Source organism: Demequina sediminicola (assembly GCF_000975055.1).
GTDB lineage: Bacteria > Actinomycetota > Actinomycetes > Actinomycetales > Demequinaceae > Demequina > Demequina sediminicola.
Genome location: NZ_BBRB01000002.1, coordinates 373,454 through 390,049, shown reverse-complemented (window position 1 = coordinate 390,049; position 16,596 = coordinate 373,454). Strand labels below are relative to the sequence as shown.

General features: G+C 62.1%; 13 protein-coding genes. 9 read left to right on the top strand and 4 right to left on the bottom strand.

The window, feature by feature from the left end:
- Positions 1 to 225 precede the first annotated feature (225 nt).
- From AOP79_RS06715 to AOP79_RS06705, 3 genes are all read left to right on the top strand, one after another.
- On the top strand, positions 226 to 669 hold the full coding sequence (locus AOP79_RS06715) for a DUF6325 family protein (RefSeq protein ID WP_062071798.1): 444 nt from the start codon (positions 226 to 228) through the stop codon (positions 667 to 669).
- Position 670: 1 nt separating this feature from the next.
- The gene (locus AOP79_RS06710; RefSeq protein WP_062071796.1) at positions 671 to 985 is read left to right on the top strand and encodes an SHOCT domain-containing protein; all 315 of its coding nucleotides are present in this window, start codon (positions 671 to 673) and stop codon (positions 983 to 985) included.
- A 178-nt stretch (positions 986 to 1,163) separates the two neighbouring features.
- Complete coding sequence (locus tag AOP79_RS06705) at positions 1,164 to 2,360, top strand: ROK family transcriptional regulator (protein ID WP_062071793.1); 1,197 nt, start codon at positions 1,164 to 1,166, stop codon at positions 2,358 to 2,360.
- Positions 2,361 to 2,579: 219 nt separating this feature from the next.
- On the opposite strand, the gene AOP79_RS06700 is transcribed toward AOP79_RS06705, so the two are convergent.
- The 3 genes from AOP79_RS06700 to AOP79_RS06690 form a co-directional block, all read right to left on the bottom strand.
- Complete coding sequence (locus AOP79_RS06700; RefSeq protein ID WP_062071791.1) at positions 2,580 to 3,581, bottom strand: sugar phosphate isomerase/epimerase family protein; 1,002 nt, start codon at positions 3,579 to 3,581, stop codon at positions 2,580 to 2,582.
- A gap of 31 nt (positions 3,582 to 3,612) precedes the next feature.
- Positions 3,613 to 4,779, bottom strand: coding sequence for a Gfo/Idh/MocA family protein (locus AOP79_RS06695; protein ID WP_236683294.1), 1,167 nt, complete (start codon positions 4,777 to 4,779; stop codon positions 3,613 to 3,615).
- A 95-nt stretch (positions 4,780 to 4,874) separates the two neighbouring features.
- Positions 4,875 to 5,939 carry a substrate-binding domain-containing protein gene (locus AOP79_RS06690; protein ID WP_062072004.1) on the bottom strand — a complete coding sequence of 355 codons (1,065 nt, stop codon included), beginning with the start codon at positions 5,937 to 5,939 and terminating at the stop codon, positions 4,875 to 4,877.
- A gap of 317 nt (positions 5,940 to 6,256) precedes the next feature.
- Here AOP79_RS06690 and AOP79_RS06685 point away from each other — a divergent pair, with 317 nt between their 5' ends.
- Both AOP79_RS06685 and AOP79_RS06680 read left to right on the top strand, forming a co-directional pair.
- On the top strand, positions 6,257 to 7,777 hold the full coding sequence (locus tag AOP79_RS06685) for a sugar ABC transporter ATP-binding protein (RefSeq protein WP_236683285.1): 1,521 nt from the start codon (positions 6,257 to 6,259) through the stop codon (positions 7,775 to 7,777).
- Positions 7,774 to 8,826 (top strand): ABC transporter permease, encoded by a 1,053-nt coding sequence (locus tag AOP79_RS06680; RefSeq protein WP_062071788.1) that lies wholly within the window; start codon positions 7,774 to 7,776, stop codon positions 8,824 to 8,826. The genes AOP79_RS06685 and AOP79_RS06680 overlap by 4 nt, the downstream gene beginning before the upstream one ends.
- A gap of 76 nt (positions 8,827 to 8,902) precedes the next feature.
- Here the strand turns inward: AOP79_RS06680 and AOP79_RS06675 are convergent, their stop codons facing one another.
- Positions 8,903 to 10,498, bottom strand: coding sequence for an MFS transporter (locus tag AOP79_RS06675; protein ID WP_161794237.1), 1,596 nt, complete (start codon positions 10,496 to 10,498; stop codon positions 8,903 to 8,905).
- 143 nt (positions 10,499 to 10,641) lie between these two features.
- Here AOP79_RS06675 and AOP79_RS06670 point away from each other — a divergent pair, with 143 nt between their 5' ends.
- The 4 genes from AOP79_RS06670 to AOP79_RS06655 all read left to right on the top strand — a co-directional run bounded on the left by AOP79_RS06670 (position 10,642) and on the right by AOP79_RS06655 (position 16,562).
- Entirely contained in the window at positions 10,642 to 11,355 is a 714-nt protein-coding gene (locus AOP79_RS06670; RefSeq protein WP_062071784.1) for a trimeric intracellular cation channel family protein, read from the top strand.
- A gap of 204 nt (positions 11,356 to 11,559) precedes the next feature.
- Positions 11,560 to 13,245, top strand: coding sequence for an MFS transporter (locus tag AOP79_RS06665; RefSeq protein WP_062071782.1), 1,686 nt, complete (start codon positions 11,560 to 11,562; stop codon positions 13,243 to 13,245).
- A gap of 28 nt (positions 13,246 to 13,273) precedes the next feature.
- The gene (locus tag AOP79_RS06660; protein ID WP_062071779.1) at positions 13,274 to 14,884 is read left to right on the top strand and encodes an amidohydrolase; all 1,611 of its coding nucleotides are present in this window, start codon (positions 13,274 to 13,276) and stop codon (positions 14,882 to 14,884) included.
- Between the two features lie 64 nt (positions 14,885 to 14,948).
- The gene (locus AOP79_RS06655) at positions 14,949 to 16,562 is read left to right on the top strand and encodes an amidohydrolase (RefSeq protein ID WP_062071776.1); all 1,614 of its coding nucleotides are present in this window, start codon (positions 14,949 to 14,951) and stop codon (positions 16,560 to 16,562) included.
- Positions 16,563 to 16,596 lie beyond the last annotated feature (34 nt).

The following is a 16,596-nucleotide window of genomic DNA, read 5'->3' as shown; positions in this document are numbered from 1 at the left end:
GTGTGCGCGTACGCCATCGTCCGCAAACGCCTGAGTGCTGAGGGATTGAGATCCGCCGGGGCCTTGTGCCATCCGGGGGATGTAAACCCAGAGTAGCACCGCTCGGACACAGTCCAAAACACCCGTGGGAGCGCGGCGCGGTTGCCGCCGGTACCCCGGGGGAATAGCCTGCGATGTGACGGGGTCGCACTGGCCTCGCGCGACAACGAGAGGATGTGGCCGTCCATGACTATGGGACCCATCGAGATCGTGGTGCTTGGCTTCGAACATGGCCAGTTCAAGGGAGACATTGTCGCCCGCCTGAATGACCTTGTGGAAGCAGGCACCATCACTGTGATTGACGGCGTCTTTGTACGTCGCGACGGCGCCGATGATCTGACGTACCTGGAACTTGACCAGGTGAGCGACGATCCCGAGGCAGCACGTTTGGCCGAAGTCATGGATCGGGTCGACGGCCTCGTGTCGGAGGACGACGTTGAAGAGCTCGCAGCCGATCTCCCCGTGGGAGGCGCCGCGGCCATGTTGGTCTTTGAGCACACCTGGATGAAGCCTGTACGGGACGCACTCGAAGCCGCTGGAGGCGAACTGATCGACTCGATCCGGATTCCAGGCCCAGTGGTTCAGGAAGTCCTCGACGAAATCGCCGCGCTCGAGAGCGAGGAGAACTGATATGCCACGTCGCATTGGACGTCCAGGGCTCATCGGCACGATGGCCCGCACCGCAGTCATCTCTGGCACCGCCACCGCCGTCTCAGGGAATGTTGCCCGTCGCCAGGCCGGCCGCGCCCAGTCCCGACAGGAACAGGCCTACGTGGAACAGCAGCAGGCTCAAGCGCCCGCCCCACAGGTAGCCCAGTCCCCTACGCCCGCAGCCAGCGGCGGAACTGACCTCATGGAACAACTCGACAAGCTCGCCAACATGAAGGCGGCAGGAATCCTCTCTGATGCGGAATTCGCTGCAGCGAAAGCGAAGTTGCTCGGGTAACCATCATCCACATGATGTTCGCGTGCCATGCGTGGGGGCCACTTCGTCGGCGCTCACGTGTGGCGTGCGAACACCTGGCGCCGCCTGCACACCATGCTTACGCCGGGGAACGAACAAAAGTTGCACGGATTTGCGTTTTTTGCGCCATTGCGGCACGACCGTCCGATAGAATCGTCAAATGATCGACCCTCGCGGACAAGAAACACTCAGCGGGTCCGCGCAGTCGGAGATCTTTCAAATTCTCCGTGACGGAGTTCCGCGCACTCGCTCTGAACTAGCCACGCTCACAGGCCTGGCTCGCTCCACTGTGGCAGCACGCGTTGACGCGCTCCTCAACATCGGGCTCATCCGACCCGTCGCGGACGCCGCCTCGACCGGCGGCCGACCATCGCGCCAGTTCCAGTTCGATGGCACCCAGCACGGAGTGCTCGGCGTTGACATCGGCGCCACTCACGCCCACATCGGCGTGAGCGACCTTCAAGGAACACTGCTGGTCGATTCCGAAGTTTCCATTCCAGTGTCCGACGGACCTGAAGCAGTGCTCTCCTGGGTCATCGACGAGGGCCGAAAGCTCCTCGCGGACTATCCTGCGCCCGACTTTCTCCGTGCCGTAGGAGTTGGCCTTCCCGGGCCAGTCGAACACCGCACGGGACGCCCCATCGACCCGCCGATCATGCCCGGCTGGGACCGTTACGACGTCCCCGGCAAACTCACCGAGGCCTTTGGCGTCGCGACCCTGGTTGACAACGATGTGAACGTCATGGCCGTCGGTGAACGCAATGATCACTGGCCAGAAGTCAATGACATGCTGTTCGTGAAGGTGTCGTCAGGCATCGGAGCCGGCGTGATCGCGGGTGGACGTATGCACCGCGGGGCACAAGGCATCGCCGGGGACATCGGCCACATTTGGGTACCTGAAGCCGAGAACGTGCTGTGCCGCTGTGGTGCCATGGGCTGCCTAGAAGCAGTCGCCGCAGGGCCCGCGATCGCCAACACGCTGCACGAAGCTGGCCTCGACATAGAAACCCCACAAGACGTTGCCGCAGCCATCATGCGAGGCGACATTGAAGCGGTCCGTGCCGCGCGCGAAGCCGGACGCACCATCGCGCGCGTGCTGACCACTTGTGTGAGCTTGATCAATCCAGCTGTGATCGTTCTTGGCGGACCCATTGCGAACGCCGGAGACCACCTCCTGGCCGGAGTGCGCGAGATCATTTACACACGCGGTTCACCGCTTGCGACGAGCAGCTTGCAGATTGTGCGCTCGCGCGGCACCGATAAGGCAGCTGTCTCGGGTGCATCATCGATGGCTCGTCAGCACGCGCTCTCCGCCGAGAGCGTCGAGGACCTCATCGTCGAGACCCTGTCTGCCTAACAGCCGAGACCCTCGTCAGCCCCGACAGCGCTGTCGAGACACGTGCCACCGCGAGAAACGTGCCACCGCGAGACACATGCCACCGCAAGCCACTCGGGACCTGGCACCCTCCCGGGGTGCAAGCCCCACTCCCCGCTCAATGCAACATCGGCCCGCTCCCCCAGAGAGGAACGGGCCGATGTGATTGCGGCTTGTGACCGCGGATGTCACTGAGTCCAGTTAGTCCTTCGAGCTAAACGCAGCGTCAAACGCGGCGTCTGGCGCATCGAAGGCAAGACGGCGAACCATGTCCAGCGCCTCGGGAGCACCAACCAATCGATCCATGCCCGCGTCTTCCCACTCCACAGACAGAGGTCCCTGGTAGTTGATGGCGTTCAGCATCCGGAACGCGTCCTCCCAGGGCACGTCACCGTGTCCTGTCGAGATGAAGTCCCAGCCACGACGAGGGTCGGCCCATGGAAGGTGCGAGGACAGCCGGCCGTTGCGTCCATTGAGGCGCTTCTTGGTGTCCTTGCAGTGGACGTGGTAGATCCGGTCTTGGAAGTCCCATAGGAAACTCACCGGGTCGAGGTCCTGCCACACCATGTGGCTGGGGTCCCAGTTCAGACCGAAGGATTCCCGGTTACCCATGACTTCGAGGGTCTTCTTGGCCGTCCAGTAGTCGTAGGCAATCTCGCTGGGGTGCACTTCGAGCGCGAACCGCACTCCCTCTTCTTCGAACACATCCATGATGGGATTCCAGCGGTCCGCGAAGTCCTGGTAGCCAGCCTCAATCATGTCCTCGGGCACTGGCGGGAACATCGCGAGGGTCTTCCAGATCGACGATCCGGTAAAGCCCACCACGGTGGAGACACCCAGCCGCGAAGCCATGCGGGCGGTGTCCTTGATGACCTCGGCCGCACGCTGACGCACACCCTCGGGGTCTCCGTCTCCCCACACCTCGGGAGCCAGGATCTCCTGGTGGCGACGGTCGATCGGGTCGTCACAGACTGCCTGACCGGTGAGGTGGTTCGAGATCGCGACAATGGCGAGGCCGTGACGAGCCATCAAGTCCTTGCGGCCCTGAACGTACTCGGCGTCGTCCCATCGCGTCACGTCGAGGTGATCTCCCCAACACGCGAGTTCGAGGCCGTCATAACCCCACCCGGAGGCGAGTTCAGCGACTTCCTCCAAGGGTAGGTCGGCCCACTGGCCGGTGAACAAACTGATCTGTCGAGCCATGAGAATGCTCCTCAATCCTTGAATCGTGTCGTTACTGGGTCGCGGTCCACGCAGAGCCGCGTGCTGAGCTGCGTTCAACGGCGTCCAGCACTCGCTGTACCTGGTAGCCGTCATCAAACGTGGGGGTGGCCTGCTCGCCCGCGGCAATGGCTTGCACGAGGTCGCGGACCTGATGAGAGAAGCCATGCTCGTAGCCGAGACCGTGGCCCGGGGGCCACCACGCCTCGAGATACGGGTGCTCCGCTTCGGTCACAAAGATGCGGCGGAAACCCTGTTCGGTTGAAGGAGCAGTCGCGTCGTAGTACTCGATCACGTTCATGTCTTCGAAGTCGAAGGCGAGAGAGCCTTTGTCTCCCGAGACTTCGAGGCGCAACGCGTTCTTGCGTCCCGTAGCGAACCGGGTCGCTTCAAACAGCCCCAGTGCGCCTGAGTCGAAGCGTCCGTGGAACGCCGCGTAGTCGTCAACTGTGACAGGCCCAGTCTCCGTACCCGCCGATCCAGAGAGTCCCTGACCCTCAGCCAGCACTGGACGTTCCTTGACGAAGGTCTCCATCACGCCGGAGACCTCGGTCAGGTTCAAGCCGGTCACGAACTGGGCCAGGTCCACGGCGTGAGCGCCGATGTCGCCCAGCGCACCTGAACCGGCCTTGCTCTTATCAAGACGCCAGGTCAACGGCGAACCCGGGTCCGCCAGCCAGTCCTGCAAGTACTGAGCGCGGACTTGGCGGATCTGGCCTACAGCGCCTCGTTCCACCAGCTGGCGGGCAAAAGCCACGGCAGGGACACGGCGGTACGTAAAGCCGACCATGGCGACGATGCCGTTGGCACGGGCCGTGGCCGCAGCATCGGCCATTTCCTGGGCTTGCTCAACCGTGTTGGCAAGTGGCTTCTCACACAGCACGTGCTTCCCCGCGCGCAAGGCAGCAATCGCCATGTCGTGGTGTAGGTCGCCAGGTGTCACGATGTCGATGACGTCGATGTCATCGCGGGACAGGACGGCCTCAAAGTCTTCGCTGGCTTCTGCCCACCCCCACTTGGCAGCCAGCTGGGCGTTCTTTTCTGGATTGCGCCCGACCATCACAGCCATCTCGGGCTGCAGGTCGAGATCAAACACGCGGGGGGCGGTGCGCCACCCCTGGGAGTGTGTGGCGCCCATGAATCCGTTACCGATCATGGCGACACGCAAAGGGCTATTCATAGCGGGTCTCGCTTTCGTACGAAGGGAATCTGCCGCGGTGAGCGACGGCGGCCGCCCGTACCGTGAGGCACGGACAGCCGCCGTCTGCTACCGGCTTAGGACTCGAAGCCGTACTGGATGTAGTCGTCGACGTTGTCCATCGTCACGACGGGTGCGTCGAGGACGACACGGGTCGGGATTCCGGGCGAGACGAGGCTCTCCATGTCCTTGCCCTGTGCGAGCAGACGTGCCAGCGCAATGCCGTCAGCGGCCTGGGTCGAGGGGTAGATGACGGTGGCCTTGAGGACGGTGTCGTCGGCCTGGATGTCTTCCATGGCGTTCAGCGAACCAGCGCCACCCACCATGAAGAACTCGTCGCGGCCAGCCTCATCAATGGCGGCCAGGACGCCGATGCCCTGGTCGTCATCGTGGTTCCAGATTGCGTCGAACTCAGGGTTAGCACTCAGGAGCTGGGCCGTGACTTCCTGGCCGCCAGCGACGGTGAAGTCGGCAGCAACACGTGCGGCAACGGTGATGCCGCACTCCTCAAGTGCGTGGTTGAAGCCCTCAGTGCGGTCCTGGGTCAGAGGCAGGGAGTCAATTCCTGCGATCTCGCCCACGATGGCGGTCGAGGGGTCGTCGACGTTCTCGCAGATGTAACGGCCTGCGGAAACGCCCATGCCGTAGTTGTCACCAAGAACGGTGACGCGGGCTGCGTCGGTGGACGAGAATTCGCGGTCCACGTTGATGACCGGCACGCCGGCCTCCATTGCGCCAAGTGCAGCCTCGGTCAGCGCTGCGCCGTCCGTGGGGAGCAGGACGATGACGTCGACGCCTTCGTTGACGAAGGTCTCGACCTGGCTGATCTGCAGTGCTGCGTCGTTGGTACCTTCAGCGACACGAAGTTCGACGTCGTCGTAGCTTTCTGCTTCTGCAATGGCGGCCGAGTTAATGGCACCCAACCAGCCGTGGTCAGCTGCGGGACCAGAGAAGCCAATCACGACGGTCTCACCGGACTCGTCGCCCGAGGCATCAGCATCTGCCGATGTGCCCGCGTCGTCGGAGCCGCTGGAATCGTCGGAGCTGCTGTCTGAGCTGCAACCTGCGAGCAGTGCTACGGCTGCGACTGCCGCTGTGCCTGCGACAAGCATCCGCTTACGTGCGGTGCCAATGGTGTACATGAGTTCCTCCTGAAATGAATCACTGTCGTCGTTGCCAGAGATGAGGGTCACCCAATACCGAATTTCACAAGGTCGATTCGGCGGTCGATGTCCACACTGACAACGTCAACGTAACAGACTTAAACCTCGGTGAGCCATCTTTTGTACGTCGCTCGTCATAACGGTTTGGCAACGATGAGCGCGCTCTCTTAGGGTCAGATTGGGTCAATGCAGGAGGCGTAGGCCCTATTACCAGGGGCGTTAGTCCTGGGATTGTTGCCGCAGACACGAAATCCCAATTCTTCCCAGCGCCGTAACCGTCATGTTATGTTCGTCTCGTGATCAAAGACGACCACCCCGTGTCATTACTGGAGGTCCGGGGCCTCATCAAGTCCTTTGGAAGCGCCCGCGCACTGCAGGGCGTCACTCTCGACGTGCGCCCAGGGGAGGTGCACTGCGTTCTTGGGCAGAACGGCGCCGGCAAGTCCACCCTCATCAAAACCCTCTCAGGGGCCCACCAGCCTGACGAGGGCGACATCCTGTGGAACGGCGACAAGGTCACCATCGACCACCCCATCGCGGCTCTCGAGCTGGGCATCGCCACGATGTACCAGGAACTCGACGTCGTTGAGGGCCTCTCTATTGCGGAGAACATCTTCCTCGGTCACGAGCTCGACAAAGGAGGTGTCCTGCAGCGCCGCGAAGCAAACAAGCGCACGCGCGCCCTCATGGATCGCCTGGGACACCCACAGTTAAGCCCCACGCGCGAAGTCGGGACACTCTCCCCCGCCAACCAGCAGATCGTCTCGATGGCTCGCGCTCTCTCCCACGACATCAAGTTGATGATCATGGATGAGCCTTCCGCCGTCCTCGACACCGAGGAGGTCGACAACCTCTTCCGTGTGGTCGAGGAGCTGACCAAGGAAGGCATCGCCGTCATCTACATCTCTCACCGCCTCGAGGAGATCGAGCGAATCGGTGACCGCATCACCGTGCTGAAGGACGGCAAGTCCGTCGCGTCAAGCATCGCCGTCTCGGATACCCCCACACGGGAACTGATCTCGCTGATGACAGGCCGCGACGTGGAAAACGTCTTCCCGCCAGCACCCGGCGTCCCCGACGATGCCCCAGTAGTCCTAGAAGTAAAGGACCTCGCACTGGGAAGCCACTTCAGCGACGTATCCCTCTCGATCCGGGCTGGCGAAGTCGTCGGCATCGCAGGCCTCGTAGGGTCCGGGCGGTCCGAAATCATGGAAACGATTGCCGGCCACCGCAAGGCAACTGCAGGCACCGTCTCAGTCAAGGGCACCAAGTTGCGCCCCGGATCAGTGCGCGATGCCGTCGATGCAGAAATGGGTCTCGCCCCAGAAGAACGCAAAAGCCAAGGGCTCATCCTCGATGAACCCATCTACCGCAACGCCACGCTCGCAAGTTTCGCGCGCTTCGCTCGCGGCCCCCTGCTCAACGAAGCAGCCGAACGCGACGCCACCGCAGAACAAATGCGTGCACTCGAGCTCCGCCCGGCAGAACCCAACCGCATCACGCGCACCCTGTCCGGCGGAAACCAGCAGAAGATCATGCTGGCACGCTGGCTCATCCACGGAACAGAAGTGCTGCTCCTCGACGAGCCCACCCGTGGCGTTGACGTCGGTGCCCGCGTCGAGATTTACACCCTGATTCGCAAACTCGCTGCTGCGGGCACCGCGATCCTCGTTGTCTCCAGTGAGATCGACGAGGTCCTCGGACTCGCAGACCGCGTCCTTGTTCTGGCCGATGGCCGTGTTCTAGATGAAAAGCCCACCTCCGAAATCGACGAGCACGGAGTGCTCGACCTCGTCATGAAGGGAAGCGCCGCATGAGCGAGCAGACCACCCCTAGCCCCACTACCACTGAGGAACCGGCAGCGCCGCCGGCCGCAACAGAAGCCGGCCCCAGCGCAGTCAGTCGCTTCTTCTCCAGCCCCGCCGGCCGGAGCATCGGCCTTGTCGTTGCCCTCCTCCTGCTTGTTGTCATCGGCACCGTGACCGCCGGCGAGAACTTCGCCAGCGTCGACAACATGCTCGTGATCCTCCGTCTGGCATCCATCACAGGCGTCGTAGCCATCGGAGTCACCTTCGTCATCACCGCCGGAGGCATCGACCTTTCAGTCGGATCGGTCCTCGGGCTCTCATCGGTGGTCGCGTCACTAGGAGCAATCCAGACGGCGGCCGATGGCTTCTGGCCCCTGATGGTGTTCGTCGCGATCGCCGTGGGTGTCCTTGCCGGACTGACCAACGGCTTCATCATTGCCTACGGCAAGGTCGTGGCTTTTATGGCGACGTTGGCCATGCTCGTGGCCGCACGCGGTCTCGCGGAGCTCATCTCGCAGCGGCAAACCCAGATCGTGACGAACGACGGATTCCTTGACTTCTTCCGTGGCGACCTGCTCGGGATTTCCTGGGTTGTCTGGATCTTCATCATCGTGACACTCATCGGCTGGTTCCTGCTCAATCGCACCACCTTTGGCCGCCGCACCGTCGCGATCGGCGGCAACGCGACGGCCGCTCGCCTTGCCGGTGTGAACGTCCGCCGTCACACCGTGTACCTGTACATGCTCGCCGGAGCGTGCGCTGGCATCGCCGGAACCATGATGCTCTCCCGCACCACCGCGGGTACGTCCACTCACGGTCTCCTCTTGGAGCTGGACGTCATCGCGGCCGTCGTCGTGGGTGGCACGCTCCTCATCGGTGGCCGCGGCACCATCGGAGGCACCGTGCTCGGTGTGCTCCTGTTCTCGACGCTCACCAACGTGTTCACGCAGAACAACTTGTCCTCGTCGGTCCAACTTGTCGCCAAGGGCATCATCATTGTCATCGCAGTACTCCTGCAGCAACGCTTTGCGAACCGTGAAGGGTCGCAATCACCCTAAGCGTTGTGTGTGCAACACCACCGAGGCCACCGGGACGCAGCACGCGTCCAGGTGGCCTTTGTGGTGTGAGGCCGAGTCAGTCCTTCTCAGAAGTGCCGGCGCCAGCGGCCGGCTTGGACTCCTTTGACTCCTTGGGGAGCAAGCGCATCACCAGCAGGATCGCAACAATAGGAACGATGGCGACGGTGAGGCTGGTCGCCTGCAGCGCCTGGGCAAAGGGTTCCCGAATGGCCTCCGTCACCTCGGCGGCCTGGTCCGGATCGAGGATCTGGCTACCGCCCGTACTTCCGGACTGCGCGGTGCCATCAGCTGCATCAAATGCACCACGGACCTCATCTGAATCAACACCAGCTGCCGCCATCTTTTCTGCACCGAACGCCTGCAAGAACATCGACGCGATCACTGAGAAGACCACCGGGCCCAGCGAGTAGAACGTCTGGCCGATTCCCGACTTCACACCGGCGATCGAACCACCTAGTTCCCGAGGTGCAAACGACATCATGAGGTTGGATTCGGGAGTCTGCGTGAAAGCATTCGACAGCGACAGCATGATGAATGCCACCACGACCAATGCCATAGACGAGTTCACACCCAGCGTGGCAAACAACACGCACGTCACGGTGCACACCGTCAGCCCGAACAGGAGACTCGTGCGGCTCCCGAACCGCGTGATGAGCCGTCCAGCCCAGCCTGCTGCGAACGCCTGAATGAGCGCAGCCGGGATCATTATGATCCCCAGCACGGCCGTCGAAGCATCTTGAACAACCACGAGGTAGTACGACACCAGAAGCGTGAAACCACCCGTCATGAAGTTGAACGTTGCACCGCCGGCCACACCCGCATTGAACGGACCCCGACTAAACAGCCGTAGATCCAGAGCGGGCTGCTCCACACGCCTCTCCACCATGACGAAACCCACGCCAGCAGCAAGGCCAATGCCGAGCGGAATCAATGAGTACGAGTTCACGCCCTCCTGCAGGCGCGAGATACCCAGAACGAGGCCGACCAAGGCGACCGCCGCGAGCGCAATCCCGGGCACATCGAAGCGACGCCCCTTGGCCACGGGAATGGGATCAATGAACTTCCAAGCAATTGCCCCAGAGATCAACGCCACCACCGCAAAGACCAAGAAGCCTGCGCGCCACCCCACGTTCGCCGCAATGAGACTCGCGATGGCGGGCATGGGTGCCGTACACGCGAAAGCGAGCGCCAGATACATGCCAATCGCACGGGGCCGCTGTTCAGCAGTAAACGACGCATTGACGATGGTCAGTGACAGGCCAAGCAGGAACGCGAACCCCACCCCGACGACCATGCGTGCGCCCACTAAGGCCGCAAAGTTGGGGGAAAGCGCCACGGCAACTTCACCCACCACAGTGATGAGTGCACCGACGATGAACATTTGCTTCTTGCCGCGAATATCTCCAAGCACCCCCGCACCCAGAATGACCGCAGCCAACATCAACGTCGCCAGCGACGCGATGAAGGCCGTTTGGGAACTATCGAGCCCCAGGTCCGCACGAATGAGAGAGATGTTTGCTGAAAACACCGCAGGGTCCGCACCAGTGATGGCGAAGCCCATGCCGCACCCCAGCAGTAAGAGCCACTGTCGAGCAGTGAACTTCGATGGCGCTGCCGCAGTACCCGATGGCACACTGCTCGTTTGACTCATAGTCCCTCCATGCATCCGCATTGTGCGCGATAGGTCTGACGCTACACGGCTGGCGCGGACAATCTCTGGTGAGCGACAGACACGCTCAACGCTGAAGCGTCGCTCCCCCGCCGTGTGGTGAGGCTTAGCCCTAGGCTGGCCGTGTGACAGAGCTCCCCGTCGTCCTCGACATTCCGCTCGCGATCAATCTCGCAGCGGTGTTCGTGGGCGCCCTGGTGGGTACCGTGCGCGCAGGAGAAGACCCCAAGGTCGATGTCGTCGGCATGTTCACTCTCGCGGCCGTACTCGGCTTTGGCGGCGGGCTCGTCCGCGACATCTTGCTCGGCAACCTACCCCCCGCGGCGTTCCGGGATGCGCGCTACCTCATCGCCGCCATGGTCGCGACACTCATTGGTGCGGTCGCGCTGTACTACGTGGCACGCATCCAACGGTTGCTGTGGTCCCTCGACACCCTCGCCATCGGACTGTTTGCATGCGTAGGCGCCAACGCCGCACTGATCGCGGGGCTCGGTCTACTGCCCTCAGCGCTCATCGGCGCGTGCGCCTCCATCGGAGGAGTGGTCCTCGCGGACATCTTGCAAGGCAAGCCATCCTCCATCGTCCACGTTGGCCCTCCCAACGCCATCGCCGGCTTTGGCGGCGCCGTCACCTACACGGCGCTGTACTCCGTCATCGATGACCCTTGGGTGACGATCATGGCCGTGCTCGTCACGCTCGGTCTGCGTCTGACAGGGCCAATCCTCAACCTCACGATTCCCCAGCCGCGCCGCCGCGCCTATGAACTTCGCCGCCGTCGGGACGAAGACCGCAGAAAGCTCCGCCGTGCTGAACGCAACCCGCGCAACCGCAACGCCTAACGCACGTTCCACACCGCATCGGCTCGCTAGCCAATGCGCGTCACCACCACCCGGGCATCGGCTCGCTAGCCAATGCGCGTCACCACCACCCGGGCAGGCGCACAACAATGCGCCGATGCGTGACTCACCGTTGCCCGCGCGCGTCAAGAACGCCGCTGGTAGCGTGACAAACATCAGTACCCCCCCCGATTCCAGGAGAGACGCATGGCATCCCAGGCAGGGGCCATTACGGCCAAACAAAAAGGAACCACGGCGGCCCTCGTCGCGCTGACAGCGGCTTCTTGTTTGCAGGTGGTCGACCCCACCGCGAACAGCATCGCAGTGGTCGACGCCGGAATTGAACTCGACATGGACGGCGCGCAACGCGCCTTTGCAGCATCCATCGGAACGCTCGCACTTGCGGCATTCATTCTTACGACCGGTGCTCTGGGCGACCGTCTAGGCCGACGCAAAGTCATGCTCAGTGGTCTGGTGATCGCCATGATCGGTGGAATCGTCACGGCCATCGCGCCCACCACCTTCATCTTCATGCTGGGGCGCGGTATCACGGGTATCGGCATCGCAGCAGCATTCGGACTCTCCTTCGCTCTACTGAGAGCGGTGATGCCAGACAACTTGCCCAAGGCAGTCGCCTTCTGGCTCGCCGGCCAAACCGCGGCAGCGCTGATCCTCGGTCTTGTGGTGGGCGTGCTCGCCGGAATCGACTGGCGCCTGGGCTATCTCCTGATGCCGTTCGTGGCAATCGTCGCGTTCCTCATGTGTATGAAGGGCCTACCGGAAGCTAAGGCGGATTCCAACGGGCCGTTCGACTACGTCGGATTGGCCGCGATCGCCATCGCGATGATCGGCATCATCTACGGCCTCTCCAACGCCGCAACGTATGGCTGGACCGCACCCGAGATGTACGTCCCCGTTGCTATCGGCCTCATCGCCATGGCGTTCTTCATCTGGTGGGAGGCTCGCATTGAGTTCCCCGCGTTCCCCGTCAAACTGTTCCGCGACCCCGAGCTCGCAGGTTCGGTTGCCACCGGCTTCTCGTTCAACATGTGGCAGGCAGTCATCACCATCATGCTGTCGATGTTCTGGCAGTACGTGCTGTTGTACGACGGCCTCCAGGTGTCGCTGGGTCTGATGCCTATGAGCCTTGCCATGGTTGCTGGTGCTACCGTCGCCGGCCGCATCCTGGCCAAGGGAATGCGTCCGTCGCGAGTCCTCATCATCGGTCACGTGTTGCTCATCAGCACGCTGCTGATCTTCGGCCTCACCAAGGAAACGTCGCCATACCTCTTCTTCATGGTCCTCATCATCATCGGTGGCTTTGCCCGGATGCTCAATGAGACCACCATGGGTCAGTACTTTGTGGGCAAGCCCCCGGCCTCCTTGACTGGTGCGATGGCATCGTCGAAGACGGCCATCGGCCAACTCAGTTTCGCCCTGGGTACTGCGCTGTCGACCACGTTCGTGTTCGGCCAGTACGGTCGCGGAATCGCTGAAGCTTTCTCCGACGCCAACGTGCAGCCTGAGCAGCAGGGTGTCTACACCGGAATGATTACCCAATACATCTCGGGTGGAGACATGTCCGAGTACGACTCGGGTGAGGTCGAGACCGTTATTGGCAAGGCCTCCGAGATCTTCACCGATGCCTTTGACGGCACCATGCTGATTTTCGCTGGGATCTTGGTCTTCTTCGCGATCATCTCCACGTTGTTCTTCGCCAAGGCAGACCGCATGAAGAAGGCGGGCACGTTGCCCGCAGGCCCTCTGACCGCTGAAGGCATTCCCGTCGCGCTGGTCGAGTCCTCCGGAGCAGATGCTCCAGTTGAATCCGCTGGTTCCGACGGCGCCAGCGACTCTCGAGACGCAGGGCCGGATACGCCCTCGACCAAGTAGCCGCAGTTTCTTCACAGAAAGGTACGCAATGTCTACACCCGAACTTGTCCTCGTCGGCGGCACGGTCGTGACGGTCGATGCCGCTGGCAGCACGGCTCAGGCCGTGGCAGTGACTGACGGCAAGATCAGCGCCGTTGGCACCAATGAAGAGATCCGGGCCCTCGCAGGCCCCGACACTGACGTTCTCGACCTTGACGGCAAGACCGTCACACCGGGCTTCATCGACCCGCACAGCCACGTGACTGCCGGCGCCCCGTACATCAAGCACGCGGCACTACACACCCCACCGGTGGGCGATACGCGCACGGTTGATGACATCATGCGCAAGCTCCGCGAAGCGAAGGAACGCAACAACACGCAACCTGGCGAGTGGATCCTTGGATGGGGCTACTACCCCGATGAGATGGACGATGGCGGTGGAATCACTGCAGAGATCATCGACTCAGAGTTCTCGGAGTACCGCGTTGCTCTGGTTCACATCTCGAACCACGGTGGCGTCGCCAATGGCCTGGTTCTCAAGGACCTGGGTTACGACGACACGACTGAGGACCCCGATGGCGGAACGATTATCCGCATTCCCGGCACTCAGAAGCCGACGGGTGAGGTCTGGGAACAGGCATTCTTCCCGCTGATGTTCTCGCTTCCGCCATTTGGTGAAGCTGAGTTGCGGGCAATGATGGATGAGTACGCTCGCTGGGGCTATGTGGCCGCTCAAGACGGCGCTGCTGACTGGAAGGCGGTGAAGGCTGTGCGCGAGAGCGCTGAAGCCAATCCGTTGCCCATCGACGTGAAGACGTTGGTCTTCTTCCCCGACCTTCAGACTGCAATTGACGATGGCATCATCGGCACCGAAGTCTCAGGACACACGGTTCAGGGCACCAAGTTGATCCTCGATGGTTCGCCTCAGGGACGCACTGCCAACGTCAGCGAGGAGTACCTCACGGGAGGTCCTTCTGGGGAGACTCACTGGCACGGCATCGCTGTTGTCGACCAGGAGGAGACCAATAAGGTCGTCGAACTCGCATACCGCAATAGCGTGCAGGTCTACGCCCACTGCAACGGTGACGCTGCCATCACTCAGCTTCTTGAGGCGCACCGTGCCGCGAAGGCTGCGGGCGCTACCCCTCCCGGACGCACCATCCCGATTCACTCGCAGGTGATGAAGCAAGAGCAGCTCGATGAATACGTCGCCGAGGGCTTTGAGCCGTCGATGTTCACCATCCACACATGGCTCTTCGGTGACACACACGTCAAGAACTTTGGCGAGAAGCGAGCCTTTGGCATCTCCCCGATGCGTTCCGCGATCGACAAAGGGCTACATCCGACGAACCACTCGGACTTCCCCGTCACGCCCCTGAACCCGCTGCAGTTGATATGGACTGCCGTGGAGCGACGTTCGACCGGCGGCGTCGTCATTGGTGCAGATGAGCGGGTGACACCGCTTGAAGCTCTGCGTGCACTGACGATCAACGCGGCCTACGAGTACCACGAAGAAGACTCGCGCGGCTCGATCGAGGTCGGCAAGCGCGCCGACTTTGCGGTGCTCGACGCTAACCCGTTGACTGTCGAGACCGCCGCGATCCAGAGCATCTCCGTCCTGCGCACCATCAAGGACGGCACCACCATTTACACGGCATAGAGCACTACCACAGGCCCCGAGTCAGCAACCCAGGAGCCGCAGTTTCTTCACGGAAAGGTACGCAATGTCTACACCCGAACTCGTCCTCGTCGGCGGCACGGTCGTGACGGTCGATTCCGACGCCACCACCGCGCAAGCCGTGGCTGTCACGGATGGCAGGATCAGCGCCGTCGGAACTGATGAAGAAATCCGTGCACTCGCGGCGTCCGACACTGAGGTGGTCGAACTCGCTGGCGCAACGGTGGTGCCCGGGTTCGTGGACCCGCACAGCCACGTTTCGATGGGTGCGCCGTACATCAAGCACGCTGCTCTACACACGCCGCCAGTGGGCAACGTTCGCACCGTGGACGACCTCATCGCGGCGTTGCACGCCAACCTCAAGAAGAACCAGACCCCTGAGGGTGAACTCCTCCTTGGGTGGGGCTACTACCCCGATAAGATGGACGATGACGGAGAAGTCACCGCTGACCTCCTCGACCGCGAGTTCCCGAACCACCCCGTGTACATCGTTCACGTGTCAGGCCACGGTGGCGTAGTCAACACCCGCGTACTCGAGAGCCACGGCTACGTCGAGGGAGTCGACGATCCCGAAGGTGGCACCATCGTCCGCTATCCCGGAACAACCAAGCCCAACGGTGTGCTGTGGGAGAACGCGTGGATTCCATTCGTCCTCGGACTCCTGGAAGCCACCGACGACGCGCTGATCGAGATGCTGAAGGAGTACGCGCGCTGGGGAGTCACCACCGTTCAAGATGGTGCGGCCTCCATCGAGCAGGTGAAGAACATCCGAACCCTCGCCGACACCTCAGGGATCCCCGTCGACGTGCGCTCGCTGGTGCTCTTCAACGAACTCAAGGACGCCATAGATGAAGGTCTTTTTGACAACGAGGAATCCAACGGCCACACCGTTCAAGGCGTGAAGCTGATTCTGGACGGTTCGCCCCAAGGCCGCACTGCGCACGTCACCGAGGAGTACCTCACAGGCGGACCCGGTGGTGAGACACACTGGCATGGCTTGACCGTCATCAACCAAGACGACGCCAACGCCCTGGTGACGCTGGCCTACAACCACGGGATCCAAGTCTTTGCTCACTGCAATGGCGACGGGGCCGTCGACGAACTCATCGCCGCGCATCGTGCCGCGAAAGACAACGGTGCAACACCTCCGGGACGGACCGTACCCATCCACTCGCAAGTGATGCGCCTAGACCAGTTAGATGACTACGTCGCTGAGGGCTTCGAGCCCTCAATGTTCACCATCCACACGTACATTTTTGGCGACACCCACATTCGCAACTTTGGCGAAGAGCGCGCCTTCGGAATCTCGCCCATGCGTTCGGCCATCGATCTGGGCCTCAAGCCAACGAACCATTCCGACTACCCCATCACTCCCATCAATCCTCTTGTACTCATGTGGACCGCGGTGAAGCGGATCTCGACTGGAGGAGTCGTCGTGGGCGAGGCTCAACGCGTGACCGCGTACGAGGCTCTCCAGGCGGCGACCATCAATGCGGCGTACGAACACCGCTGCGAAGATGACCGCGGCTCCATCGAGGTAGGGAAACTAGGCGATCTCGTCATCCTCGACGCCAACCCGCTCGAGGTTGACGCCGATGCCATCAAGGACATCAGCGTCGAGCGCACATTCAAGCGTGGCGTCACCGTCTACCAGGCATAAGAAGCGGATGCGCTCCAGCAGTCCGGAGCAGTGA

Coding starts and splice junctions, on each gene's coding strand:
- AOP79_RS06715 (WP_062071798.1), top strand. CDS start 226: ATGACTATGGGACCCATCGAGATCGTGGTGCTTGGCTTCGAACATGGC.
- AOP79_RS06710 (WP_062071796.1), top strand. CDS start 671: ATGCCACGTCGCATTGGACGTCCAGGGCTCATCGGCACGATGGCCCGC.
- AOP79_RS06705 (WP_062071793.1), top strand. CDS start 1,164: ATGATCGACCCTCGCGGACAAGAAACACTCAGCGGGTCCGCGCAGTCG.
- AOP79_RS06700 (WP_062071791.1), bottom strand. CDS start 3,581: ATGGCTCGACAGATCAGTTTGTTCACCGGCCAGTGGGCCGACCTACCC.
- AOP79_RS06695 (WP_236683294.1), bottom strand. CDS start 4,779: ATGAATAGCCCTTTGCGTGTCGCCATGATCGGTAACGGATTCATGGGC.
- AOP79_RS06690 (WP_062072004.1), bottom strand. CDS start 5,939: ATGTACACCATTGGCACCGCACGTAAGCGGATGCTTGTCGCAGGCACA.
- AOP79_RS06680 (WP_062071788.1), top strand. CDS start 7,774: ATGAGCGAGCAGACCACCCCTAGCCCCACTACCACTGAGGAACCGGCA.
- AOP79_RS06675 (WP_161794237.1), bottom strand. CDS start 10,498: ATGAGTCAAACGAGCAGTGTGCCATCGGGTACTGCGGCAGCGCCATCG.
- AOP79_RS06665 (WP_062071782.1), top strand. CDS start 11,560: ATGGCATCCCAGGCAGGGGCCATTACGGCCAAACAAAAAGGAACCACG.
- AOP79_RS06660 (WP_062071779.1), top strand. CDS start 13,274: ATGTCTACACCCGAACTTGTCCTCGTCGGCGGCACGGTCGTGACGGTC.
- AOP79_RS06655 (WP_062071776.1), top strand. CDS start 14,949: ATGTCTACACCCGAACTCGTCCTCGTCGGCGGCACGGTCGTGACGGTC.